The organism is Arthrobacter sp. BC5 (genome assembly GCF_056680255.1).
On the sequence record NZ_CM155273.1, the window covers coordinates 1041549 to 1067002 of the forward strand.

A 25454-nucleotide genomic window follows, 5' to 3' on the forward strand; every position below is an offset into this window, starting at 1 on the left:
GGATTCCGGTGCCGCTCTCTATCCGAAGCGACCCGAGACGTAGTCCTCGGTCGCCTTAACGGCGGGCTTGTTGAAGATCGTCGTGGTGTCGCCGTACTCGATCAGCTTGCCCGGCTTGCCCGTGCCGGCGATGTTGAAGAACGCCGTCTTGTCCGACACGCGCGCCGCCTGCTGCATGTTGTGCGTCACGATCACCACGGTGTACTCGGCCTTGAGCTCGTTGATGAGGTCCTCGATGGCCAGCGTGGAGATGGGGTCCAGGGCGGAGCACGGCTCATCCATCAGGATCACCTGCGGCGACACCGCGATGGCGCGGGCGATGCACAGGCGCTGCTGCTGCCCGCCGGAGAGACCCGACCCCGGGCGTCCCAGGCGGTCCTTCACCTCGTTCCAGAGGTTGGCGCCCTGCAGGGACTTCTCGACGAGCGCATCGGCGTCGGACTTGCTCATGCGCTTGTTGTTGAGCTTCACGCCGGCCAGCACGTTGTCGCGGATGGACATCGTCGGGAACGGGTTGGGCCGCTGGAAGACCATGCCGATCTGGCCGCGCACGGTCACGGGGTCCACGGCGGTGTCGTACAGGTTGTCGCCGTCGAGCAGCACCTCTCCCTCGACGCGTGCGCCGGGGATGACCTCGTGCATGCGGTTGAGGGTGCGGAGGAACGTCGACTTGCCGCAGCCCGAGGGACCGATGAACGCCGTCACCGAACGGGCTTCGATGTTGATGTTGACATCCTCCACGGCAAGGAACTTGCTGTAGTAGACGTTCAGGTCCTTGACGTCGATTCGCTTGGACATTGCTTCCTTATCGGTAGTTACCGCGCGTTGTCAGCGGCTGGTCTTGGGGGCGAAGATACGGGCGACGAACCGGGCGACCAGGTTCAGCAGCATCACCATGAGGATCAGCAGGAGCGCAGCGGCCCAGGCGCGCTGGGTACTCGGATCCGGCGACGTCGGGGACGTCGGGGTGAGGATCTGGTAGTAGATGAAGGTGGGCAGCGTGCTCATCCAGCCGCTGAAGACGTTCCAGTTGATGGAGCTCGCGAACCCCGCCGTCACCAGGATAGGGGCGGTCTCGCCGATGACCCGGGCGATCGAGAGGGTTACGCCAGAGGCGATACCGGAGATCGCCGTCGGGATCACCACCTTGGTGATGGTGCGCCATTTGCGCACGCCCAGCGCGTACGCCGCCTCGCGGAGCTCGTTCGGCACGATCTTCAGCATCTCCTCGGTGGAACGCACCACCACGGGGATCATGAGGACGGAGAGGGCGACGGCGGCCACGAAGCCCGTGCGGGTTCCCGGCCCGAACAGGAGCGAGAACAGGGCCGCGGCGAACAGGCCGGCGACGATCGAGGGGATGCCCGTCATGACGTCCACGAAGAACGTGATGGCCTTGGTGAGGTTCTTGCCCGAGCCGTACTCGACCAGGTAGATCGCCGTGAGCAGGCCGATCGGCACCGAGATCAGCGTGGCCCAGAGCGTGATCTGGAGCGTGCCGAGCACGGCGTGGTACGCCCCGCCCAGCACCGGGGTGCCGTTCTCGATGGCCTGGTTGTCCACGGCGCCGGTCACGCCGTTCATGGAAGTGAAGAGGAAGTTGTAGCTGAGGCCCGGCACACCGCGCTCCAGCACGGTCCAGATGACCGAGACGAGGGGGAGCAGGGCGATCAGGAAGGCGCCGTACACGAGGAACGTGACGAGCCGGTCCTTGGCCTTCCGCTCCCCTTCGGCGACGGCGGTGACGAGTGTCGCGGCGACAACGAAGACGATCGCGGAGATGATCGCCCACCCGACGACGCTGAAACCGATCAGGGAGGCGAGCGCCGCTCCCAGGATGACGGAGGCCGCGAGGACGACCCACACGGCGTACGAGGGGAGGTGCCCGCGCGTGAGCTGGGACTGGCGACGCTGGAGCGTCTGGTTCGCTGCCATTAGTTAGCTCCCGAAAATTCTTTGTGCCGGGTGATGATGAAGCGGGCGATCATGTTGACGATCAGCGTGATGACGAAGAGCACGAGACCCGCGGCGATCAGTTCGTTGAGCCGCAGGCCGAAGGCCTCCGGGAAGTTCAGTGCGATCTCGGCTGCGATGGTCTGGTTGCCGGACTTCACGAGGCTTGCGACGAGCGCACCCGGTGACAGGACGAGGGCCACGGCCATGGTCTCGCCCAGTGCGCGGCCGAGGCCGAGCATGGTGGCGCTGATGATCCCGGGGCGGGCGAAGGGCAGGACCGCCATGCTGACCATCTCCCAACGGGTGGCGCCCATGGCGAGCGCCGCCTCCTCGTGGAGATTGGGGGTCTGCAGGAAGATCTCCCTGCTGAGCGAGGTGATGATGGGGATGACCATGACGGCGAGGACGATACCCGCGGTGAGCATGGTCTTGCCGGTCTGGCTGGCCGGTCCGGCGAAGATCGGGATCCACCCCAGGTTCTCGGCGAGCCAGGTGTAGGCCTTCGCGAGCTGGGGGGCGAGGACGATGTAGCCCCACGCGCCGTAGATGACCGACGGGATGGCCGCGAGCAGGTCGATCACGTAGCCGAAGGCCCGTGCGAACCGCCGGGGAGCGTAGTGCGAGATGAAGAGGGCGACGGCGATGCCGACCGGCGTCGCGATCAGCAGGGCGATGGCGGCCGCGACGACGGTGCCGATGACGATCGGCAGGATGTAGGCGGTGAACCCGTTGCCGCCGGTGACCTCGGTGGGATCGGCGGTGAAGGTGGGGGCAGCCTGCACGAGCAGGAACACCGCGACGCTGAAGAGCACTGCCAGGATCAGGACACCGGCGGTGAGGGAGATTCCGGAGAAGATCTTGTCGCCTGCGCGGCCTCGATCTGTCGACGCTTTCAGCGAGTTGGTTGACACGTCTTTGCCTTCCAGGCGGTCGATTTCAGGTGCAGTGCCGGCCCGGGTACCGGGCCGAGAAGGGAAGGTCACTGCGGATTCCAGCCGTGAACGGCGGACGGTCCCGTCCGGTCTCCATTAGACCAGACGGGACCGGAGGGCCGTCGCTAGGAGGCGACCTTGATGGAGTCGATGGCCGTCTGGGCCTTCTCGCGGAGCGACTCGGACAGCGGGGCGTTGCCGGCGGATGCCTCTGCTTCCGCCTGGCCGTCCTCGCTGATGACGTAGGAGCCGAACGCCTTCACGAGGTCGACGGTCTCCTGGCTGTCGTAGGTGGTGCAGTACACGTGGTAGCTGACCAGGACGACGGGGTAGGCGCCGGACTCGGTGGTATCGCGCTCGAGCTCGAGGGACATGTCCAGTTCGGGACGGCCCTCGACCGGGGTGGCGACCTCGACGGCCTTGGCTGCCGCGTCGGAGCTGATCTCGGTGTACTCCTCGCCGACCTTGACCTTGGCCTTGCCGAGGTCTCCCACGGCCGAGGCGTCGGCGTAGGTGATGGCGCCGTCGGTCGAGGTGACGGTCTGGACGACACCCGAGGTGCCCTTGGCGTTCTCGGACTGCAGCTCGGCAGGCCAGGCGCCCGCGACCTCGTAGGTCCAGTCCTCGGGAGCCGCAGCGGCGAGGTAGTCGACGAAGTTCTCGGTGGTCCCGGACTCGTCAGAGCGGTGCACGACCGTGATCGGGGTGTCGGGGAGCTCGACGCCCTCGTTCTGGGAAGCGATCGCGGGATCGTTCCAGGTGGTGATCTCCTTCTTGAAGATCTTCGCGATGGTCGGGGCATCGAGGTTCAGTTCGGTGACCTCACCCAGGTTGAAGGCGATCGCGATGGGAGAGATGTACGTCGGGACGTTCAGCGCGCCGTCCGGGCCGCAGACCTCCATGGCCTGGGTCATCTCTTCGTCCTTGAGGTACGCGTCCGAGCCCGCGAACTGGGCGCCGCCGCTCAGGAAGGCCTTGCGGCCGGCACCCGATCCGTCGGGTGAGTACTGCACCATCGCGCCATCATTCGTGGATTCGAAGCCGGTCTTCCAGGCCTCCATCGCGGAGTTCTGCGCCGAGGAGCCGATACCGGTCAGCGTTCCCGTGACCGCGGTGCCTGCGGCGGAGGACGCAGGTCCCTCTGCGGCTGGCTCGTTGGTGGCGTTGTCGGAACCACATGCGGTCAGCGCCAGCGCGGCTACGGAGATAACTGCCGCAGCGCGGCCAAAGCGAAGAGCCTTCACTAGATTTTGCCCCTTCCAGGGATGTATTCATCGGTGCACGAATGGCACTCGGTAGAGATGTACGCGTTCTTGTACATCCTCGAAGCTAGGCAGTGCAGGTAAAGAGACTGGCCAAGCCATATGAACGGAAGGTGAACAGCGCAGGTCCATTGCCCGGTGCAGCCGGTTCGCACTGGCCAATGAGACGGAAGTCTCCTTCGTGTGCACCTCCTAGACTGGACGCATGCCGCCGCGCCAGGGAATCACAGCAACCCTCGCGTTCCTGCGCAAGCGCTCGCGGATCGGCCTGAAGCGCAGCTCCAACTCGGTGGTCACCGCCCTCCAGATGACGGTCTGCGCCGTCGGCGCCTACGCCTTCGCGGAGGAGGTGCTCGGCCACAACGGACCGCTGTTCGCCGCGACGTCGTCGATGATCTCTCTGGGCTTCTCGCGGGATCCGCGCCTCCGGCGCGTCCTCGAGGTGGCGATCGGCTGCACCCTCGGGATCTCGGTGGGTGATCTCCTCCTCACGTTCTTCGGCACCGGGCTCTGGCAGGCCGCCGTCGTGCTGTTCATCTCGATCCTGCTGGCCCGGTTCCTGGACAGCGGGACCATCTTCACCACGCAGCTCGGGCTGCAGTCGCTGCTCGTGGTGCTGCTCCCGGCACCGGAGGGCGGGCCGTTCACACGCAGCGTCGACGCGATCGTGGGCGGCCTGTTCGCACTCGTGATCACCATGCTGCTGCCGCGGGATCCGCGCCGTGAGCCGAAGACGAACGTGCGCGGACTCCTGGAGGAGCTCTCCGGTGTTCTCCGGGACGGCGCCTCCGCCCTCCGGCAGAGCGATTCCACCCTGGCCTGGCACGCGCTCGTCCGGGCCCGGAACTCCCAGTCCAAGCTCGACGGCCTGACGGGCAGCATGAAGGCCGCCCAGGAGGTCGCCCGCATCTCCCCGGCCTACCGGCGCCACCGTGACGAGCTCGGGTCCCTGCGGAGCGCCATCGAATCGATAGACCTCGCCATCCGCAACAGCCGCGTCTTCTCGCGCCGGCTGGCGTCCGCCATCAACCACGCGGCACTGACCGACGAGGCGATCGAGAGCCTCGGCCAGTCGCTCGAGGACACGGCCGACGCCGTCGACGTGCTCAGCCGAGCCCTGTCGGCCAGTGATTCCGCCGAGCGCCGCCTCAACCTCCGCGAGGCCCGCAACGACCTGGCGGCGGTGGCGACCGACCTCCATCCCGCGACCCTCAGGATCAGCCGCCTCGAGGGCGAAGGGCTCGTCCTGCTCCTGCGCCCGCTCGTCGTGGACCTGCTCGAGGCCACCGGGCTCTCGCACGAGGACGCCGCCGACTACCTCCCCCGGCTCTGACCCCTGCGCGTGCCTGGGACCGCCTGGCCGTGTCTGTCGGTGCCCGCCGGTAGCCTGAAACCATGGCCACGAAGACCTCCCCTGCCGCCCGCGCGAGCCGCGGCAACACCCCCGGTTACCGCTGCGCGGAATGCGGGTGGACGACGGCGAAGTGGGTGGGCCGCTGCGGCGAATGCCAGGCCTGGGGAAGCGTCGAGGAGACGGGGCAGGTCGTCGCGCGCACCACGGCCGCGACGGCGGTGACCACGCCCGCGCGAAGGATCGCCGAGGTCGACGCCACGCTGTCCGGGTTCCAGCCGACGAAGATCGACGAACTCGACCGCGTGCTCGGCGGGGGGCTGGTGCCCGGCGCCGTCATCCTGCTCGCCGGGGAGCCCGGCGTCGGCAAGTCCACGCTCCTGCTCGACGTCGCCGCGCGCGTCGCCCGGCTGGGCAAGGACGTCCTCTATGTCACGGGTGAGGAGTCGGCGGCCCAGGTGAAGCTCCGGGCGGACCGGATCGACGCCGTCGCCGACTCGCTGTACCTCAGCGCGGAGACGGACCTCGGCCAGGCCCTCGGCCAGGTGGAGAAGATCGACCCGGCCCTGCTGATCGTCGATTCCGTGCAGACCCTCAGCAGCGCCGCGGTGGACGGCAGTGCCGGCGGGGTCACGCAGGTACGCGAGGTCGCAGCGTCGATCATCGGGGCCGCGAAGGCGAGGGGGATGACCACCCTGCTCGTGGGCCATGTCACCAAGGACGGTTCGATCGCCGGCCCGAGGCTCCTCGAGCACCTCGTCGACGTCGTCTGCCAGTTCGAGGGCGAGCGACACTCGCGCCTGCGACTCCTGCGGGCCGTGAAGAACCGCTACGGACCCACCGACGAGGTCGGCTGCTTCGACCTGACGGACGGCGGTATCGAGGGACTCGCCGACCCCAGCGGACTCTTCGTGTCGCGGACCAAGGACCCGGTGTCCGGCACGTGCATCACGGTGACCCTCGAGGGCCGCCGCCCCCTCCTCGCCGAGGTGCAGGCGCTGCTCGCCGAATCCCCCAACGCGCAGCCACGGCGCGCCACGAGCGGCCTCGACAGCTCGCGGGTCGCCATGCTGCTGGCCGTGCTGCAGAGCCGAGCATCCGTCAGCCTCCACAAGGACGACAGCTATGTCGCCACGGTGGGCGGAGTCCGACTGACCGAACCGGCCACGGACCTCGCCGTCGCCCTGGCCATCGCGTCCGCGAAGACGGACCACCCCCTGCCTGCCCGGCTCATCGCCTTCGGGGAGGTGGGCCTCGCGGGGGAGGTACGTCCTGTTCCCGGTATCGGCCGCCGCATCCAGGAGGCGGAGCGGCTCGGCTTCACCCATGCGATCGTCCCCGCGTCGCCCGGGGGCACGGGTCCCGTCCCGAAGGGCTTCTCGGTCCGGGAAGTATCGACCCTCACGGAGGCGCTGGCACTCCTCTTCTAGGAGGCGGCTCCGGCGGAAGGAGCGGGCCCGCCGGAGCCGCGTACGCCCTCGGGGCACTCCACGCGGGCATGGGCGTCACGGATCTGTTACAGCACCCGGTATGGAGGAATTCGCGCGCGCCAGTAGTATTATCCTCGGCTGCGCGGGCACACCCGTAGCCACTGCCCGCCGTCCGTGGTTCGACGGCGGCAGCCCGACTGCGCCGGGCCTTCGACAGCGCGGGCGGTGAAAGGATAGGCCCATGGTTCGTAGTCCGGAGGACTCGCTCAAAGCCACCCTCGCCAGAGTAGCCCCTGGAACCCACCTGCGTGACGGTCTTGAGCGAATCCTGAGGGGACGGACCGGAGCGCTGATCGTCCTCGGCTTCGATCGCACGGTGGACTCGATCTGCTCCGGCGGCTTCGATATCGGCATCGAGTTCTCGCCGACGCGCCTGCGCGAACTGGCGAAGATGGACGGCGCCATCGTCTGTGACAAGGATGCGAGCCGGATCCTCCGCGCAGCAGTCCAACTCGTGCCCGACCACACCATCGAGACGCAGGAATCCGGTACGCGCCACCGCACGGCCGAGCGTGTGGCCAAGCAGACCGGCCTCCCCGTGATCAGCGTCAGCCAGTCCATGCAGATCATCGCCCTCTACATCGACGGCATCCGCCATGTCCTGGAGGGCTCCGAGCCTGTCCTCGCCCGCGCCAACCAGGCACTGGCCACCCTCGAGCGCTACCGTGCGCGGCTCGACCAGGTCACGAATTCACTCTCCGCACTCGAGATCGAGGCGATGGTCACCGTGCGCGACGTCGCCGTCACCCTGCAGCGCCAGGAGATGGTGCGCCGGATCTCGGAGGAGATCTCGCAGTACGTGCTCGAACTCGGCGTCGACGGCCGCCTCCTCTCCCTGCAGGTGGAGGAACTGACCACCGGCCTCGGACCGGGCAGCGAGATGGTGCTGCGGGACTACATGGACCTCGGCTCCAGCACGGCGCCGGTCGAGGAACGGGTCGCCACCCTGCAGGGCTTCAGCTCGACGGACCTGATCGACCTCGGCACCATCGCGAGCGTGCTGGGCTTCAACCCCTCGATCGACTCGCTGGAGGCCGTGATCCAGCCGAAGGGTTACCGGCTGCTCTCCGGCATCAAGGCCGTACCGCCGGCCGTAGCGAACCGCCTCGTGGACCATTTCGACGGGTTGCAGAACCTCATGGCCGCGAACATCGAGGACCTCATGGCCGTGGACGGCATCGGCGATCAGCGCGCCCGGACCGTCCGCGAGGGCCTCTCTCGGATCGCGGAGACGAGTCTGCTCGACCGCTTCATGTAGCAGCCACCGCCCGTCCGGGCGCCGGGCGGGCCGCACCCGCCGGTGCCCCGGCCGCGGGACCCGCCACCTCGCGGGCGAGCTACTGGAGTTCGAACGTCACGGGTGTGCTGCTCCGGGCACCGAGCCGAGTGGTGAGCGTGTAGCTGCCGGCGCCGGGCACCTCGTCCACCAGCGTGCATCCCGGCACCGAGCGGTCCCGTGACCATTCGAAGGTCGCCCGCTCCTCACCGCCGGGCTCGATGGTCCGCTCGAGGTCCTGGGACGCCTGCTGACAGTCCGTCGAGGAGAAGACGCGTTCGTCGGCACGGGTCAGGACGAACTCCATCTGGGACGTGCCGACGTTCACGGTGCACGGCGCACTTCCGCCGTTGCGCACCACGAGGGACAGGACGGGGTTCTCGGCGGGCCCGTAGCTCTGCTTGTCCGTCTCCGCAGTGACCGTGACCGCGGCGGAATCGCAGGTGTCGGACGAGGGTGAGGCCGTCGCCGTGGGCGATGGCGTGGCTTGCGGGGTTGCGCTGCGCGACGCCGTGGCGGACGGTGTCGCGCGTGATGCCGTGCTCGTCGGAGCAGTGCTGGGTGTCGGAGCAGGATCCGCCGTGGCCGGTCCCGCAGCTGCTGGGGACGTGGATGAGCCCACCGCCCCACCGTCCGCGTCCCGGCCCAGCACCCCTGCGAGGGCCACTCCTCCGGCCACGAGCACGGCGACGACGAGCAGGGCCAGGATAGTCACCACCAACCGGCGCCGGCGATATACCGCGGCACCGGGGCCCCGCCTGCCGCCTGCCTGACTGTGCGAGCCGTGACCACCCGAAGATTCCATCCATCAATGCTAGGGAGGCGCCGGCGCATTCCGCCTGCCACCACGCCGGTGGATAGAGTATTCACGACCATGATCCAGGAACACCCCATGAACCCCGGCAACGGAAGCCCCGTCGCTGCCGCACGCCCTGCCGGCCGAGCCACGCCGGCCCCGACCCCGACGGCGACCCCGACCCCGACCCCGACGGCGACCCCGGAGAGCGTCCACGAGCGCATGGCGCACTGGTTCGCGGAGGCGGCGCGGGACCTGCCGTGGAGAGAGCCCTCGTGCTCGCCGTGGGGCATCCTCGTGAGCGAGGTGATGCTGCAGCAGACCCCGGTGGTGCGGGTCCTGCCGGTCTGGCGTGAGTGGCTGGAGCGCTGGCCCTCCCCCGCCCACCTCGCCGCTGAACCGTCGGGCGCCGCCGTCCGGCACTGGGGCCGCCTCGGGTACCCGCGCCGCGCGCTGCGCCTCCACGCCGCGGCGACGGCCATCGTCGCCGACCACGGTGGCGCCGTCCCGGCGAAGCACGACGAGCTCCTGTCCCTGCCCGGTGTCGGCACCTATACGGCCGCGGCGGTCGCGGCGTTCGCCTTCGGCAGGCGGGAGACCGTCGTCGACACCAACATCCGCCGGGTCCATGCGCGGCTCTTCGGAGGCAGTGCGCTGCCCGCTCCGGCGCTGACGGCCGCCGAGACGAGACGGGCCGCCGCGCTCCTGCCCGCCGACGACGCACTGTCCGTGCGCTGGAATGCCGCGGTGATGGAACTGGGTGCGGTCATCTGCACGGCGCGGGCGCCGGCGTGCGATGCCTGCCCGGTCCGGGACGCCTGCGCCTGGGTGGCAGCGGGGCGTCCGGCCCCCGAGTACGTGCCGAAGGGCCAGTCCTGGGCCGGCACGGACCGGCAGGTGCGCGGCGCGATCGTGGCCGTCCTGCGGGATGCGGATGATCCGGTGCCGCGGGCCCTGCTCATGGAGGCACCTGTGGACCTCGACATGGACGGACCGGCGACGGACCTCTCGGTACCGGCCGGGCGACCGGCTGCGCTCGGCATCCTGCACGGACTGCGGGCACCGGGCGAGCAACTCGAACGAGCCCTCGCCGGCCTGCTCTCGGACGGGCTCGCGGAGGAGACCGGACGAGGGATCCGGCTGCCCGGCTAGCAGCAGCGCGCCGTGCGGTCGGCGGCAGGTCAGGAAGGTTCGCCGAACCCCGATTCGACCGCCTGCCCGACGAAGTCCACCGCCGCCTGCGCATCCGGGCCGCTGGCCTCGACGGTGACGGTCTTCCCCTGTCCCAGTCCGAGGCTCATCAGGAGCATCACCGATTTGCCGTCGACGCCGTTGACCGTCACCTCGACGTCCATCTCCGTCAGCCCCGTTGCCAGCGCGGCAGCAGGGCGGGCATGCAGGCCCATCTGGTTCGGCAGGGTCCACGAGCCGCTCGCGGTGGGCGCGCCCTCCGAGGAGGATGCCGGAGCCGGATCACCCTGCCCGGGCGCGGCCGCGGCGTGGGAGACGAAGGGTTCCAGGTCCTCGGGCCGGATGGAGACGACTGCTCCTTCGGCCGCCCGGACCACCTCGTCGAGGGAGGACCCGCCCTGGGCCTGGACGGCCGCAGCAACAGCTCCCTCCACGAGTGCCGCCTGCGCGAGCCGCACGGACTCCCGGGCCTCGGGATCGAGGAACTCGAGGACCATCTCAGCGGTCATGACGGCGGAACCGAGGTCGGTGAGGACCACGACGCCGTCGCCGCCGGATGCACGCTCGATCCCCGCCTGCACGAGGTCGAAACTCGTACCGATGCGCGCGGGGCCGGCGCCGTCGCCGGTTCCCCCGGCCGCGACGAGCACGACGTCGGGCGCCATCTGTGCTGCGAGCTCCACAACGCCTTCCGCGATCTTCGCGCTGTGGGAGACGATGACCAGGCCGACGCTCACGCGACGACTCCTCCGGCGGTGTCCGCTGCCGCCTGCAGGATCAGGGCCGACGACACCGCTCCGGGGTCCTGGTGGCCTGCGCTGCGCTCACCGAGGTAGCTGGCCCTGCCCTTGCGGGCGATCAGGGGCTCGGTCGCCACGGCTCCGGCATGGGCGGCGTTGGCCGCTGCGGCGAGCACTTCCGGGACGGTGGCCCCGGCCTGCGCAGCCGTCTCGGCCGACTCGGTGGCGGGGGTCCAGGCATCGACCATGGTCTTGTCCCCGACCTCGGCCTTGCCACGTGCGACGATGCCGTCGCGTGCGGCCCTGATCATGCCGGCCGCCGCCGAGGGGTCGATCTCCCCGGCTTCCCCGAGGGAGGTCGCGGCGCGCAGGAAGGCCGTCCCGTACAGCGGGCCCGCGGCTCCGCCGACGGTGGACATCAGGGTCATCGCGACCTGCTTGAGGACCGCCGCGGGCGTGACGGGTGTGTCGCCGGCGTCGAGTTTCGCGACGGCGGCGCTGAAGCCACGGTCGAGGTTCTCGCCGTGGTCCGCGTCGCCGATGGCGCGGTCCAGGTCGATCAGGAGGGCACGGTTCTCGGCGACGACGCGAGCCGTCTCATGGATCCACCGGACAGCCCACTGCGTATCGAGGGTGCTCGCCATTCTCAGACCCCCCAGCGCAGGGCGGCCGTGTGGACGGGTGAGTCCCAGAGGTCGAGCATCTCGTCGTCGACCCGCAGGATGGTCAGCGACGCCCCCTGCATCTCGAGGGCCGTGATGTAGTTGCCCACGAGTGACCGCTCGATCCTCACGCCGAGGCCTTCGAGCAGCTGGGCGACCTTCCGGAACACGATGTACAGCTCGCTGGCGGGCGTTCCACCCATGCCGTTGACCATGACGAGCGTGCGGTCGCCGGAGGTGAGCCTGAGGTCCGCGACGATGGGGTCGAGGAGGCGCTGCGTGATGCCGTCGGCATCCTCCATGGCGATCCGGTGCCGGCCCGGCTCGCCGTGGATGCCGATGCCGATCTCGATCTCGTCCTCCGCGAGGTCGAAGCTGGGAACCCCTGCGTGGGGGACGGTGCAGGCCGCGAGGGCTACGCCCATCGACCGGACATTGTCCACGACCCGCTGCGCCACGCCCGCGACGCCGTCGAGGTCGTCGCCGCGTTCGGCAGCGGCACCGGCGATGCGCTCCACGAAGACCGTCCCGCCGACGCCGCGGCGCCCTGCGGTGTACAGCGAGTCCTCCACGGCGACGTCGTCGTCCACGAGCACCGAGCGCACGGTGACACCCTCGGCCTCGGCCATCTCCCCCGCCGTCTCGAAGTTGAGGACGTCGCCGGTGTAGTTCTTGATGATGTGCAGGACACCCGCGCCGCCGTCGACGGCGGTGGTGGCTGGGATGATCTGGTCCGGTGTCGGCGAGGTGAAGACGGCGCCCGGCACCGCGGCGTCGAGCATCCCCCGCCCGACGAAGCCGGCGTGGAGCGGTTCGTGGCCGCTTCCGCCCCCCGAGACGATTCCCACCTTGCCCCGGACGGGGGCGTCCCTGCGGGTGATGAAGAGGGGATCCGGATGGACCGTCACGAGGTCTGCGTGGGCGATGCCGAATCCTTCGACGGATTCGTCGACCACGGCCCTGGGGTCATTGATGAGCTTCTTCACGGCGGCTGCTCCTTGCCTGGGACGGACATTCTGACAGCCTGCAGCCCGCCTTCAGTGGACCGCCCCGGCCACTGGAAACGTTACCGCCCGTTCCCGCCCCTGCCTATAGCCCGGGCGGAGCCGGGCACCGTCCCGGTCCGGCACGCCTGAGGGAGGGGCCCGAGAACCGGGCTCCCCCCCTCAGGTGGCCATGCCGCCCGCCGTGCGGGTCGGCCTGCGCCGTATCAGTCGCGCTTGAAGGCGTCCTTGACGTTCTCGCCGGCATCCTTGAGGCTCGACGTCGCCTGGTCCTTGTGGCCCTCGGCCTCCAGGTTCTCGTTCCCGGTGGCCTTGCCGAGGCCTTCCTTGACCTTGCCGCCCAGGCCTTCGCCCTTGTTCCCGATCTTGTCATCCAGTCCCATGATTCGGACCTCCTTCAGTTCGGTGTACAGCCGCCGGTTCCGGTGGCCTGCCAGCATCCCCGCGGAAATGCTAAGTACTCTTACCTTATCCCCGTCGGTCGCCGGAAAGCCAGCCGACCCGCCTCACAACTGCCGGATCATGCGGGTGTTGCCGAGGGTGTTGGGCTTGACGCGGGCCAGGTCGAGGAACTCCGCGACGCCCTCGTCATGCGACCGCAGGAGCTCGGAGTAGATCTGCGGGTCGACGGCGGACTGGTCGGCCATGACCTCGAAGCCGTGGCGCCGGAAGAACTCCACCTCGAAGGTCAGGCAGAACACGCGGCTCACCCCGAAGCCGCGGGCCTCCTGCAGGAGCTCCTCGACGAGGGCGTGCCCGACGCCCCGCCCGCGGGCAGCCACCGACGTCGCCAGGGTGCGCACCTCGGCGAGGTCCTCCCACATGATGTGCAGCGCCCCGCAGCCGAGCACCTCGCCGTCGTCGGACTCCGCGATGCGGAATTCGGGCAGTCCCTCGTAGTACGCGACCGTCTCCTTCGCCATCAGGATGCGCTCCTCGGCGAGCGGCTCGACGAGCGCCTTGATGGCAGGGACATCCGCGGTGCGGGCGGGGCGGATGGTGAAGGACGCGGTCATCCACCCCACTCTACTGAGCCCCGCCCCGCAGCGGGGCCGGCCGGCGACCCCGGGCCGGCCCCGCTGCCACGGGACTCCGGCTCAGGCGGTCCGGCTCGACTCGCCACGTTCGACCGGCGCGGATCCTGCGGCGGCGCCACGGCGCCTCGGCCGCACCTCCTCGAGTGCCTCCTCGCCGTGGGCTGCCCCCTCGACCGCAGCGAAGGCGGGGTCGTCCGCGTACGACTTCAGTTTCGCCAGGCGGTAGATGATGAGCCCGTACACGGCTTTCGCCGCGATGTCGGCGATGGAGTACCCGCCCTGCTTGAGGACCCAGGCGTCCGCACCGGAGATGCCCAGCAGGGGAAGGGCGTAGGCCAGCGGGTAGACGAGCCAGCTGGCGAGGAGCAGGATGCGCAGGCGGCTGATCAGGGATGCGACCCCGGCCGGCTGCCGATCCAGGGACCTCGTCAGCTCGACGAACAGCACGTACAGGATGTACAGGAACGGGATGGTCGAGAGGACCCCCCACAGCACCCGGGAACCGTCCGTCGAACTGATCTCCCCGGGATAGCCGAGAAGAATCATCAGGGTCGCGGCCGGGATGAGCTTCCACAGCAGCTGCGCCTGCACCGTGCGGGCGAGGGCGAGTACGGCGATGAGCTCCACCAGCAGCAGCGGCACCGTCAGCAGCCAGTCGACGTAGCGGTATCCCTCGTTGAAGGAGGAGCCGGCTGCCTGCGAGTAGGTGCCGCGGCCGCCGACGGCGTCCGTGACGAATGCCTCCCGGAACGAGTCGAAGATGCGGAAGTAGTGGTACGCGGCGATGCCGCAGACCACGGCGGCGATGACCAGGGCCTGCCGGTACCGGGGAAGGACCCGCTGGAGGGCGAGCACCAGGAACAGCGCGGTGAACAACTGGGCCGCGATGACGAGCGACAGGAAGTTGTAGACCGTGTCGTATTGGCCCTGCGTGAGGGCGTCTGGAATCATGAACGTGCTCCTTTGCACAGAATCTATCGAAATGAACCCTGCACACCGGTGGACGATGGAAACTGTCCTGTTCCACGCGAAGTGTGGATCAATTCTACGTTCTGTAGAAAAGAAGTCCAGAGGTAGTCCCTCACGATTCGCCGATCTCTTCCAGCGGCCGGCGAGAGCATCGGGGCCTCCCCGGCCGCTGGAACCTACAGGCCGAGCTCGGGGGGCAGTTCGTGCTCCTCGCCCAGGACGTGCGAGGCCAGGAAGGCCTCGACCACGCCGTACCAGATCCGGGCGTGCTGCGGCTTGAGGATCCAGTGGTTCTCGTCAGGGAAGTAGAGGAACCGGTGCGGTGTCCGGCCGTCCGCGTCCGCGGCCAGCTGCGACTTCGACAGCAGCTCGTACCAGAGCCGCAGGCCCTCGCCGATCGGGACCCGGTAGTCCTTGTCCCCGTGGATGACGAGCATCGGCGTGCTGATCTTCTCCACGTGGTGGTGCGGGGAGTTCTCCTCCCTGGCAGCGGGCGTCATCTCCCGCTCCCAGTAGAAGGCGGCATCGGTCGTGGGGCCGAACTGGTCCAGCGCCCACAGGCTCGCATGCGTCACGATCGCAGTGAAGCGGTCCGTGTGGCCGGCCACCCAGTTCGCCATGTAGCCGCCGAAGCTGCCTCCCATCGCGGCCACGCGCTCCCCGTCGATGTCGTCGCGGGCCACGAGACTGTCCGTCGCGGCCATGAGGTCCGTGTAGGGAGCCTCACCCCATCGGCCCCACCCGCGATCCACCATGTGCTGGCCGTAGCCCGTGGACAGCGCGGGGTCGGGCAGCAGGACGGCGTACCCGCGAGCAGCCAGAACCCAGGGCGACCAGCGCCACGTCCAGGCGTTCCAGGATCCGATGGGCCCGCCGTGGATCCACAGCAGGGCAGGAACGGGGGACTCCGCGGAGGCACCCTCGGGGAGCACGAGCCAGGACTTCACGGCCTGCCCGTCCTCGCCGACGGACTCGATGCGCTCGAGCGAACCGGGAAGTCCGGGGCGCTCCGCGGGATTGGGCAGGCGCTCGGCCCCACCGGAGGCGAGGTCGATGCGGACGACCTCCGCGGGGAAGAGGTACGAGCTGCGGAGCGCATAGGCCGTCGAGCCGTCCGGGGACACCTGGACATCCGAATACGCTGCCGCGTCCTGCGTCACGCGTCGCACCGATCCCGTGGCGACGTCGATCACGAAGACCGGGGCAGCACCGTCGTCATCGGCGGTGACCACCAGCGCGGAGCCGTCCGGCAGCCAGGCGGCGGGAGCGGGCCAGCGGTCCCACTCGGCGGCCAGGGGTACCGGCTGGCCGCCGTCCAGAGGAAGCAGCAGCAGGCTGGTGTGCGGCGCGAGCTCCGCTGTGGTGCGCCGATCGCGGACCACCACGAGATACCGGCCGTCGGGGCTGACGGGCCCGGGCGAGTAGTCGTTCTCCCGGTCGTCGAGCAGGACGGTGAGTTCCTTCGTCGCCACGTCCACGCGGACGAGCAGGGAGCGCTGGGAGCCGCGCTCCTCGGGGACGGTCAAGGAGGAGAAGAGCAGTGATCCGTCGGGACTCAGCACGGGGTGGGCATCCCGGAGGCCTCCCTCCGCCGAGGGGATCAGGTCGTCCAGCGCTGGCCCGCCGTCGTTCCCCAGGTCCTGCAGCCCGAAATACCGCGGCTCGTCCGGACCGAGGTCCGCGTCCCAGTATCGGACGGGATAGCCCGAGTGCAGGACGGCGGCGACGCCGGCCTCCTTGCGCGCCTTCCGGCGCTCGGCGTCATCCTCCTCGTTCGCGGAGCCGGCCAGCACGTTCCCCGTCACGACGACGACGTCCGCCGCAGCCGCCGTCGACACCCCGGCCACGGCGCCCTCGCGCGTCAGCAGCAGCGAAGCCTCCCCGCCGGCCGCCGGGAGCCGCCACAACGCCGCACGCTTCTCGCCCTCGGCGTCGTCCGGGTCCGGACGCGCCGATGTGAAGAGGAGGTCGCCGCTCGACAGGAAGGCGGCGCCGGATTCACCGGCGGAGCTGCGCGTCAGTCGGCGCGCAGGGCCTTCTCCGGTGGGGTCCACTTCCCAGAGGGCGGTCTGGTACGCCGTCTTCTTGGGGTTCACGGTGGCGACGGACGTGACGAGGCGCGTGCCCTGTCGATTGAGGACGAGCCCGCTCAGACGGGGCAGTGCGACGAAGTCGTCGAGTGACGAGAAGGGAGTGGTCATGGACCATCTCTACCACCGCCTGTGGCCTGGCTCACAGGAGTTCACTCAGGGGAGAATCTCGTTGCTGCGGGCACTCAATCCCCACGGCTCACGGAGACACCGTGCACCGGCCCGTCAAGCAGCGGAACCCGCCCTGGTGACCAGGGCGGGTTCCGGATGTTGCAGGGACAGGTACTACTCCGAGACGGTCGCCTCGAGCGCAGCCGGCGAATCCTCGATCTCCTTGGGCGCCCCGTGCCCGACGAAGGTGAAGTAGGCTTCCGCGCCCTCACCCTCGACGTCGATGTCGATCCGCTCGCCGGACTTGATCTCGCCGAAGAGGATCTTCTCCGAGAGCTGGTCCTCGATCTCGCGCTGGATGGTGCGGCGCAGAGGCCGCGCGCCCATCGCGGGATCGTAGCCGCGGGTGGCCAGGAGCACCTTGGCCGCCGGGGTGAGCTCGATCGTCATGCCCTTGTCCGCCATGCGGCGGCTCAGGCGCTCGAGGAACAGGTCCACGATCTGGACGATCTCGTCCTGGGTGAGCTGCGGGAACACCACGGTGTCATCCACGCGGTTGAGGAACTCGGGGCGGAAGTGCTGCTTGAGCTCCTCCTGCACCTTGGCCTTCATCCGGTTGTAGCTCGTGGTGGTGTCGGAACCGGACTGGAAGCCCGTCATGACACCCTTGGAGATATCGCGGGTACCGAGGTTGGTGGTCATGATGATCACCGTGTTCTTGAAGTCCACCATGCGGCCCTGGCTGTCCGTCAGGCGGCCGTCCTCGAGGATCTGCAGGAGCGAGTTGAAGAGATCGGCGTGTGCCTTCTCCACCTCGTCGAACAGCACGACGGAGAACGGCTTGCGGCGGACCTTCTCCGTGAGCTGCCCGCCCTCCTCGTAGCCCACGTAGCCCGGAGGGGCACCGAAGAGCCGTGAGACGGTGTGCTTCTCCGAGTACTCCGACATGTCGAGCGTGATGAGGGCGTCCTCTTCACCGAAGAGGAACTCCGCGAGTGCCTTGGCGAGCTCCGTCTTGCCGACACCCGTGGGGCCGGCGAAGATGAAGGAACCGCCGGGACGCTTCGGATCCTTCAGGCCGGCGCGTGTACGGCGGATGGCCTGCGAGATGGACTTGATCGCCTCGTTCTGCCCGATGACGCGCTTGTGCAGCTCCGCCTCCATGTTGAGCAGCCGCGAGGACTCGGCCTCGGTCAGCTTGAACACGGGGATACCGGTGGAGTTGGCGAGCACCTCGGCGATGAGTTCCTCATCCACCTCGGCGATGTCGTCCAGCCCACCGGACTTCCACCGGCGCTCCTTGTCGGAGCGCTCGTCGTGCAGCTTCTGCTCCTTGTCGCGGAGCGAGGCAGCACCCTCGAAGTCCTGGGAGTCGATGGCCGACTCCTTCTCGCGCTTGACGTCGGCGATGCGCTCGTCGATCTCCTTGAGTTCCGGCGGTGCGGTCATCCGGCGGATGCGCAGTCGCGCTCCCGCCTCGTCGATGAGGTCGATCGCCTTGTCAGGAAGGAAGCGGTCCGAGATGTAGCGCTCGGAGAGCGTGGCGGCCGAGGAGAGCGCGCCGTCGGTGATCGAGACGCGGTGGTGCGCCTCATAGCGGTCCCGCAGGCCCTTGAGGATCTCGATCGCGTGCGCCACGGAGGGCTCGGCGACCTGGATCGGCTGGAAACGGCGCTCGAGGGCCGCATCCTTCTCGATGTGCTTGCGGTACTCGTCCAGCGTGGTGGCACCGATGGTCTGGAGTTCACCACGCGCGAGCATGGGCTTCAGGATCGATGCGGCGTCGATGGCGCCCTCCGCGGCACCTGCGCCGACGAGGGTGTGGATCTCATCGATGAACAGGATGATGTCGCCGCGGGTGCGGATCTCCTTGAGGACCTTCTTCAGGCGCTCCTCGAAATCACCGCGGTAACGGGAGCCGGCCACGAGGGAGCCGAGGTCGAGCGTGTACAGCTGCTTGTCCTTGATGGTCTCCGGGACGTCGCCACGCACGATCGCCTGGGCGAGGCCCTCGACGACGGCGGTCTTGCCGACACCGGGCTCACCGATCAGGACGGGGTTGTTCTTGGTGCGGCGGGAGAGGACCTGCATGACGCGCTCCATCTCCTGCTCGCGCCCGATGACGGGATCGAGTTTGGATTCGCGCGCGGCCTGGGTCAGGTTGCGGCCGAACTGGTCCAGCACCACCGAGCCGGCGGGAGTCCCCTCCTGCTGCGGGCCGCCGGCAGCCGCCGGCTCCTTGCCCTGGTAACCGGACAGCAGCTGGATGACCTGCTGGCGGACACGGTTGAGGTCGGCGCCGAGCTTCACGAGGACCTGCGCGGCGACGCCCTCACCCTCGCGGATGAGACCGAGCAGGATGTGCTCGGTACCGATGTAGTTGTGACCGAGCTGGAGGGCTTCCCGCAGGGAGAGCTCCAGTACCTTCTTGGCCCGGGGCGTGAACGGGATATGACCGGACGGAGCCTGCTGGCCCTGCCCGATGATCTCCTGAACCTGTTCCCTCACAGCACCCAGCGAGATGCTGAGTGACTCCAGAGCCTTGGCGGCAACACCCTCGCCCTCGTGGATCAGGCCAAGCAGGATGTGCTCGGTGCCGATGTAATTGTGGTTGAGCATGCGGGCCTCTTCCTGGGCCAGCACAACAACTCGACGGGCACGATCTGTAAATCTCTCAAACATGAGACACACACTCCTAGCTAACGCGTAATTCGATGCTACGGGTACGGGGTGTGCTTTGGGTCCGTGTTCGCCACAGGCGAGATAACGCCGGAGGGCTTCCGCTCCGGCGTCCAGTGGGGGTGGTCAGCGCTGCGCCGCGCGGTATGCCTCGACGATCTCGCTGTTGACGCGGCCGCGGGAGGAGACGTTGTAGCCGTTCTCCTTGGCCCACTCGCGGATCTGGGCCGCCTCCTGGTTGCGCGACGGGGCCGGTGCGGCCGAGCGCTGCTGCTTCGAGGAGCTGCTGCGACGTGCGGCCCCCACGTACTCGGCGAGGGTCGAGCGCAATTCCGAGGCGTGCGTCTCGGAGAGGTCGATCTCGTACTGGACGCCATCGAGTCCGAATCGGACGGTTTCGTCGGCGTCCCCGCCGTCGATGTCATCGATGAGAATGATCTTTACCTTCTGCGCCACAATGCTCTCCTATTAGTTCCTCGATATCAACGCCCCCTCGAATGAGTATGGGCCACTATTGAATCGAGGTCAAAGAACAAGCATTTCTAACCGGGGTCGATTTCCTGATTGCCATTCTTTTCGCCCGGGGAGTCGCGCCGACGGGCCTCCTCGGCGTCCTGCAATTCCTCCGCGCGGGCCATGGCCTCCCGCTCGGAGCGGTCGACGTTGAATATGGCCTTGATCACAAAGTAGAAAAGAACTGCCAAGCAGGCTGACGGCAGGAGCACGGCCACATATTCCACGGCTACTGCCCTGCCTCGGGCTTGAGAATGGGGAAGAGGATCGACTCCCGAATTCCGACGTTCGTGAAAAGCATCACCAGGCGGTCGATCCCGAGCCCGATCCCTCCCATCGGGGGTGCGCCGTATTCCAGGGCCCGCAGGAAGTCCTCGTCGAGTTGCATGGCTTCGTCGTCACCGGCGGCGGCCTGGCGTGACTGCTCCGTCAGCCGCTCGCGCTGGATGACGGGATCGATGAGTTCCGAGAAGGCCGTACCGCGCTCCATGCCGCCGATGATGAGGTCCCACGCCTCGATGAGCCGCGGATCCTCACGGTGCGGGCGGGCGAGAGGCTGGGCCGAGGGCGGGTAGTCGTAGACGAAGGTCGGCTGGAGGAGCGTGGGCTCGACGATCTCCGAGAACAGCTCGAGCACCACCTTCTCCGCCCCCCACGCCGGATCCAGGGAGACCTCGTGCCGATCGGCGATGGACCGCAGGTCCTCGAGGCCGGTCTCCGGTGTCACCTCCTGGCCCACCGCGGTGGACAGTCCGGGGTAGACGCCGAGCCATGCCCAGTCGCCGTCGAGGTCGATGGTGCCCTTCGCGGTCTCGATGGTGCGCGACCCGAGCAGGTCGGCGCAGGCGAGGATCATCTCCTTCATGCGGTCGGCCATCACGAACTGGTCGGCGTAGGCCTCGTAGCACTCGAGCATGGTGAACTCGGGGCTGTGGGTCGAATCCACGCCCTCGTTGCGGAAGATGCGGCCGATCTCGTAGACGCGGTCGATCCCTCCGACGACGGCACGCTTCAGGTAGAGCTCGAGGGCGATCCTGAGCGTCATCTTCTGGTCGAACGCATTGAGGTGCGTCTCGAAGGGGCGGGCCGTCGCTCCGCCGTGCACGAGCTGGAGGATGGGCGTCTCCACCTCGATGTAGTCGTGCCGATGGAGGGTCTCGCGGATGGTGCGGGTGACGTCGGCGCGCGTCCTGACCATCTGGCGGGCTTCCTCGCGCACCATCAGGTCCACATAGCGCTGGCGGACGCGGGTCTCCTCGTTGACGCCGGCGTGCAGGGTGGGAAGCGGGCGCAGCGCCTTGGACGCCATGGCCCAGGAGCCGGCCATCACGGACAGCTCGCCACGGCGGGAACTGATGGCCTCGCCGTGCACCTGCACGTGGTCGCCGAGGTCCACGAGCGACTTCCACTCGGCGAGGCTTTCGGCGCCGATCTCGGCGAGGCTGAGCATGACCTGGAGCCTGGTGCCGTCGCCCTCCTGCAGAGTGGCGAAGCACAGCTTCCCGGAGTTGCGGATGAACACGACGCGTCCGACGACGGCGACCTGCTGTCCGCTCGACTCCCCCGCCTCGAGGCCGGCGAACTGCTCCCGCACCTCGGCGAGCGAGTGCGTCCGCTCCGGCTTGACCGGGTAGGGCTCCATCCCGGCGTCGAGCAGTGCCGCTCGCTTCTGCAGCCGGAAGCGCATCTGCTCGTTGAGGTCGTCCGCGGGGAGGGTGTCGTCGTGGGTCACGGAAGACAAGTTTACGGCTCCACGCCGGTCGCGCCGTGTCAGGGGCGGGCGGTGTGCGTCAGGCCACACCGGTCAGGAAGGTGTTATCGATGAGCCGCACGGTGCCCACGCGCGCCGCGACCACGGCGAGCAGGGTACCGGTACGACCCTCGTGTGCCCGGGTGGGCGGCGTGAACGAGGACGGGTCCACCACCTCGAGGTAGTCCAGCTCCACGCCGTCCTCACCGGCGATCTCGGCACGGGCCGCGGCCAGGTCGAGCGGCCGTCCGTCGAGCGCCCGCTCACGCAGCGTGCGCAGCACCCGCGACAGGACCAGGGCCGCACGGCGCTCGTCCGCCCCGAGGAAGCGGTTGCGGCTCGAGAGGGCGAGGCCGTCGGCGTCGCGCACGATCGGTACGCCCTCGATGCGGACCGGGATGTTGAGATCGAGCACCATCCGGCGGATGAGCGCCAGCTGCTGCGCGTCCTTCTCGCCGAAGTACGCGCTGTAGTGCGCAGCGGTGCCCGGCAGCCCGAGGTTCAGGAGCTTGGCGACGACCGTGAGCATGCCGTCGAAGTGCCCGGGCCGGGACGCTCCCTCGAGCACCTCTCCCATTCGTCCGGCGCCCACGCGGACCAGCGGCTCCCCGCCCGGGTACATGTCCTCCACGGACGGGGCGAACACGACGTCGACGCCGCACCCGCCCAGGAGCCGGAGATCCTCGTCGAGCGTCCGCGGGTAGCGGTCGAGGTCCCCCTGGTCGCCGAACTGCAGGGGGTTCACGAAGATGGACGCGACGACGACGTCGTTGCCGTTCCGTGCGGCGCGGGCCAGCTCCGCGTGTCCGGCATGCAGGCCCCCCATGGTGGGCACGAGGCCGAGCGAGGGCTGCTGCCCGGCGTCCATGGCACCGCGGGAGCGGGCCCGGTCCAGCAGGGCTGTGGTGGCCGCGCGTAGATCGGCGGGCGTGGTGACGAGGAGCGGAGTGGCCGGGACGACTGGTCCGGTCGGGGTCGGGGTCACGATGGGGTCCTTCGGGGAATCGAGCGGGCACGCTGGCGGCGCGGAACCACCAGTCTTCGGAGGGGTCAGGAGGGCGGGCCGGAGGCGCCGTGCGGCGGCGGGACCGGCCCGCCCTCGCCGGGGAGGTCGGCGAGCGCAGCGAGGATGGCCTCGCCCTGGCCGGGCGAGAGCAGCCCCCGCTCGAGTGCACGAAGGGCCGTGGCACGCGCCATGCCGAGGTAGGCCTGGCGGGTGTCGGGGGCGTCGTGCGCTTCGAGGGCCGCGCGGTGGGCACGGACCGTTCCGGCATCTCCGCGGGCGACCGGCCCCGTCAGCGCCCCCTCGCCGGAGGACAGGGCGTTCTCGAGGGATGCCTTCATGAGCGGCCCGAGCAGGCGATCGGGGTGCCGGACGCCGAGGTCGGCAAGGAGCTGCGCGGACTGGGCCGTGATCGTGACGAGGTGGTTCGAGGCATGCGCGAGGGCCGCGTGGTACAGCGCCCGGGACTCCTCCTCGATGACCACGGGCTCCGCTCCCATCTCCACCACGAGGGCCTGGGCGATCGGGAGCACGGCCGGGGCCGCCGTGATGCCGAACATGCTGTCCGGCAGGCGACCGAGGTCGAGGCTCATCCCGGTGAAGGTCATGGCCGGGTGGATCGCCAGGGGGATGGCGCCGGCCGCCCGGGCGGGCGCCAGCACGGAGGTGCCGTACCGCCCCGACGTGTGCACCACCAGTTGCCCCGCCTGCCAGGCGTCCAGCCGTGCCAGCCCTTCGACCAGCTCGGGCAGGGCGTCGTCGGGCACGGCGAGCAACACCAGTTCGGCCCGTTCGACGATGTCCGGGACCTCGAGCACCGGCACTCCCGGCAGGAGGCTCTCGGCGCGTTCGCGGCTGGCCTCGGACACGGCGGAGACACCGACCACGGCATGGCCCGCGGATCTCAGCGCGGCTCCCAGGACCGAGCCGACCCTGCCGGCTCCCACGATCCCGACGCCGAGCCGTCCCGGGCGGCGGGATGCGTCAGCGCCGGCCATCGACGGATTCCTGCACATCGGTGGCCCCGGTGGGGTCGGTGGTCGCCGGGACGTAGCGCGGAAGATCGGGCATGACCTCGGGGGCTGCCTCGCGCACCTCCGGTCCGGGCTGGTCCGACGCGCCGTCGGGCTGCCGGGCGGACGCTGCGGGCCTGGCCGGCGCATCGGGCTGCGCGACCGGCACGGGCCTCATCCACTGCTCCGGGCCGCTGCGGCGCCGCGCCTCCGCAGCGCGCACCGCCTGCCCGTGGAAGAGCTCCCATGCGGTCGCGGCATCGACCTGGAGCAGGCGTGGGGTGACCGGGCCCGGCGTCGTCTGGAACTGCAGGTCGGACACCCGGAAGCGGCGGTCGACGGGCCCCTGGTGGAGGGAGAGCGACTGGGTGCGCTCGTGCGGCACGACGACGAGCTGCCGCCACAGCACGCCGGAGCGGATGAGCAGCGCCGTCCGCGTGACCGCGAAACCGTTCCGGCGCCAGGCGAACGGTGCGAGCAGCCGTGCGCGGCGCGGCGTGGTGGTGAAGCCCTCGCCGCCGTCGCGGCCCGCCATGCCGGCGGAGAAGACCTCGACGGGGCGCGGCGTCCCCGGATCGGGGAGCACGAGGGCCAGGATCTGCAGCACCTCGTCGCGGGTGCCGACCGGCAGGAGCGTCGCGCGGGCCTGCCCCTCGCTCGAGGCGGCGGCTCCGTAGCCCGCCACGTTCACGGTGACGCGATACCAGCCCTTGAGGCGCCACAGCGGCGACTGCGTGATGCCCAGAGCCTGCACGCGTCCCGGTGGTACCGTCTGCGACCGCGTGTCGAGCAGGCCGTACCGCATGCGGATGCCGTCGGGCGAGGTGGCGGCGCGGAAGTTGTAGCCCGTGTTGAGCGCCGACCAGTAGGCGCCGACCACGCCGATGAGGATCGGGATGAACGACGTCGCGATGATGGGTCTCTCGAAGACGACGCCGAGGGTGGTGACGACGGCGGCCGCCAGCACGAGGGCGAGGGTCGTGCCGGACAGGACCGCAGCGCCGATGACGCGGCGCGGCGGGATCGCCACCACTTCACGCTCGGGCGCTTCGACGATCTGCTCGGGATGGTCCGGGTCGGTCTCCACGCCCGCCGCACGGGCGAGGATCGTGGCGCGCAGCTTCCGGGCGTCGTCGAGTTTCAGGAATGCGAGCCGGACGGCGGACTCCCCCGCGTCGGCCACCTCGAACTTGAGCTCCGCGAGCCCGAAGATCCGGGCGAGGAACGGCTGGACGATGTCGATGGCCTGGACCCTGTCCAGCCTCGCCTGTCGCTGCTGCCGGAAGACGACGCCGGAGTGGACCCGCACGTGGTCGGCCGTCACCTGGTAGCGGGTGAAGTACCAGGAGACGAGGAACGCCGCCGCGATGACCACCACGACGCCGAGCACGATCCCGCCCGCCACCAGGAGCCCGAGGCCCTCGGGGAGTGGTCTCCCGTTCCGGCTCCCGGCGTCGAAGAGACCCTCGAACCAGTCCCTGCCCACGAAGTAGAGGATGGCGACGAGGGCTATCCAGCCGCGTACGAGCGGGGAGATGACATGGACGCGCTGCCACGCGTCGGTGCCCGGAACTCCGTCCCTGGGCCCCCCCGCCGCGGCCGGCGCATCCTCGGATGGTCCCGGCATGG

Annotated in this window: 23 protein-coding genes; 4 read left to right on the plus strand and 19 right to left on the minus strand. The window is 69.4% G+C overall.

Annotated features, from left to right (window positions below):
- Positions 1-18: 18 nt before the first annotated feature.
- The 4 genes from pstB to pstS form a co-directional block, all read right to left on the minus strand.
- On the minus strand, positions 19-798 hold the full coding sequence (gene pstB / locus AC1MFI_RS04670; protein WP_400483340.1) for a phosphate ABC transporter ATP-binding protein PstB: 780 nt from the start codon (positions 796-798) through the stop codon (positions 19-21).
- Positions 799-828: 30 nt separating this feature from the next.
- On the minus strand, positions 829-1935 hold the full coding sequence (gene pstA / locus AC1MFI_RS04675; protein WP_479819970.1) for a phosphate ABC transporter permease PstA: 1107 nt from the start codon (positions 1933-1935) through the stop codon (positions 829-831).
- Complete coding sequence (pstC, locus tag AC1MFI_RS04680) at positions 1935-2867, minus strand: phosphate ABC transporter permease subunit PstC (RefSeq protein WP_479819971.1); 933 nt, start codon at positions 2865-2867, stop codon at positions 1935-1937. The genes pstA and pstC overlap by 1 nt, the downstream gene beginning before the upstream one ends.
- Before the next feature lie 146 nt (positions 2868-3013).
- Positions 3014-4132, minus strand: a complete 1119-nt coding sequence (pstS, locus tag AC1MFI_RS04685; protein WP_479819972.1) for a phosphate ABC transporter substrate-binding protein PstS — start codon at positions 4130-4132, stop codon at positions 3014-3016.
- A gap of 223 nt (positions 4133-4355) precedes the next feature.
- On the opposite strand from pstS, the gene AC1MFI_RS04690 reads away from it, so the two are divergent.
- The 3 genes from AC1MFI_RS04690 (at position 4356) to disA (ending at position 8249) form a co-directional block, all read left to right on the plus strand.
- Positions 4356-5483 carry an FUSC family protein gene (locus AC1MFI_RS04690; RefSeq protein ID WP_479819973.1) on the plus strand — a complete coding sequence of 376 codons (1128 nt, stop codon included), beginning with the start codon at positions 4356-4358 and terminating at the stop codon, positions 5481-5483.
- Between the two features lie 62 nt (positions 5484-5545).
- Complete coding sequence (radA, locus tag AC1MFI_RS04695) at positions 5546-6931, plus strand: DNA repair protein RadA (RefSeq protein ID WP_479819974.1); 1386 nt, start codon at positions 5546-5548, stop codon at positions 6929-6931.
- Between the two features lie 241 nt (positions 6932-7172).
- Positions 7173-8249, plus strand: coding sequence for a DNA integrity scanning diadenylate cyclase DisA (disA, locus tag AC1MFI_RS04700; protein ID WP_479819975.1), 1077 nt, complete (start codon positions 7173-7175; stop codon positions 8247-8249).
- 79 nt (positions 8250-8328) lie between these two features.
- Here disA and AC1MFI_RS04705 read toward each other — a convergent pair whose 3' ends face one another.
- On the minus strand, positions 8329-8985 hold the full coding sequence (locus AC1MFI_RS04705) for a hypothetical protein (RefSeq protein ID WP_479819976.1): 657 nt from the start codon (positions 8983-8985) through the stop codon (positions 8329-8331).
- 300 nt (positions 8986-9285) lie between these two features.
- On the opposite strand from AC1MFI_RS04705, the gene AC1MFI_RS04710 reads away from it, so the two are divergent.
- Positions 9286-10215, plus strand: a complete 930-nt coding sequence (locus tag AC1MFI_RS04710) for an HhH-GPD family protein (protein ID WP_479820784.1) — start codon at positions 9286-9288, stop codon at positions 10213-10215.
- A gap of 29 nt (positions 10216-10244) precedes the next feature.
- Here AC1MFI_RS04710 and dhaM read toward each other — a convergent pair whose 3' ends face one another.
- The 14 genes from dhaM to AC1MFI_RS04780 form a co-directional block, all read right to left on the minus strand.
- Positions 10245-10991, minus strand: a complete 747-nt coding sequence (gene dhaM, locus AC1MFI_RS04715) for a dihydroxyacetone kinase phosphoryl donor subunit DhaM (RefSeq protein WP_479819977.1) — start codon at positions 10989-10991, stop codon at positions 10245-10247.
- The gene (gene dhaL / locus AC1MFI_RS04720; RefSeq protein WP_479819978.1) at positions 10988-11638 is read right to left on the minus strand and encodes a dihydroxyacetone kinase subunit DhaL; all 651 of its coding nucleotides are present in this window, start codon (positions 11636-11638) and stop codon (positions 10988-10990) included. The genes dhaM and dhaL overlap by 4 nt, the downstream gene beginning before the upstream one ends.
- Positions 11639-11640: 2 nt before the next feature.
- Positions 11641-12642: a dihydroxyacetone kinase subunit DhaK gene (gene dhaK, locus AC1MFI_RS04725; protein ID WP_479819979.1), complete on the minus strand. Its 1002-nt coding sequence runs from the start codon at positions 12640-12642 to the stop codon at positions 11641-11643.
- A 224-nt stretch (positions 12643-12866) separates the two neighbouring features.
- Positions 12867-13043, minus strand: a complete 177-nt coding sequence (locus AC1MFI_RS04730; RefSeq protein WP_400483352.1) for a CsbD family protein — start codon at positions 13041-13043, stop codon at positions 12867-12869.
- 123 nt (positions 13044-13166) lie between these two features.
- Entirely contained in the window at positions 13167-13676 is a 510-nt protein-coding gene (locus AC1MFI_RS04735; protein ID WP_479819980.1) for an amino-acid N-acetyltransferase, read from the minus strand.
- An 81-nt stretch (positions 13677-13757) separates the two neighbouring features.
- A complete protein-coding gene (locus AC1MFI_RS04740) occupies positions 13758-14648 on the minus strand; it encodes a bacteriorhodopsin-like (RefSeq protein WP_479819981.1) in 891 nt (296 codons plus the stop codon).
- Between the two features lie 194 nt (positions 14649-14842).
- A complete protein-coding gene (locus AC1MFI_RS04745) occupies positions 14843-16867 on the minus strand; it encodes an alpha/beta fold hydrolase (RefSeq protein ID WP_479819982.1) in 2025 nt (674 codons plus the stop codon).
- A gap of 174 nt (positions 16868-17041) precedes the next feature.
- On the minus strand, positions 17042-19549 hold the full coding sequence (locus AC1MFI_RS04750) for an ATP-dependent Clp protease ATP-binding subunit (RefSeq protein WP_479819983.1): 2508 nt from the start codon (positions 19547-19549) through the stop codon (positions 17042-17044).
- A 123-nt stretch (positions 19550-19672) separates the two neighbouring features.
- Positions 19673-20002: a histone-like nucleoid-structuring protein Lsr2 gene (locus AC1MFI_RS04755; protein WP_479819984.1), complete on the minus strand. Its 330-nt coding sequence runs from the start codon at positions 20000-20002 to the stop codon at positions 19673-19675.
- Positions 20003-20088: 86 nt separating this feature from the next.
- Complete coding sequence (locus AC1MFI_RS04760; protein ID WP_479819985.1) at positions 20089-20286, minus strand: hypothetical protein; 198 nt, start codon at positions 20284-20286, stop codon at positions 20089-20091.
- 2 nt (positions 20287-20288) lie between these two features.
- Positions 20289-21791: a lysine--tRNA ligase gene (gene lysS / locus AC1MFI_RS04765; RefSeq protein WP_479819986.1), complete on the minus strand. Its 1503-nt coding sequence runs from the start codon at positions 21789-21791 to the stop codon at positions 20289-20291.
- A 58-nt stretch (positions 21792-21849) separates the two neighbouring features.
- Positions 21850-22677, minus strand: a complete 828-nt coding sequence (gene panC, locus AC1MFI_RS04770) for a pantoate--beta-alanine ligase (RefSeq protein WP_479820785.1) — start codon at positions 22675-22677, stop codon at positions 21850-21852.
- A gap of 182 nt (positions 22678-22859) precedes the next feature.
- Positions 22860-23810 carry a Rossmann-like and DUF2520 domain-containing protein gene (locus AC1MFI_RS04775; RefSeq protein WP_479819987.1) on the minus strand — a complete coding sequence of 317 codons (951 nt, stop codon included), beginning with the start codon at positions 23808-23810 and terminating at the stop codon, positions 22860-22862.
- Complete coding sequence (locus AC1MFI_RS04780) at positions 23797-25452, minus strand: PH domain-containing protein (protein ID WP_479819988.1); 1656 nt, start codon at positions 25450-25452, stop codon at positions 23797-23799. Before AC1MFI_RS04780 ends, AC1MFI_RS04775 begins: the two co-directional genes overlap by 14 nt.
- Positions 25453-25454 lie beyond the last annotated feature (2 nt).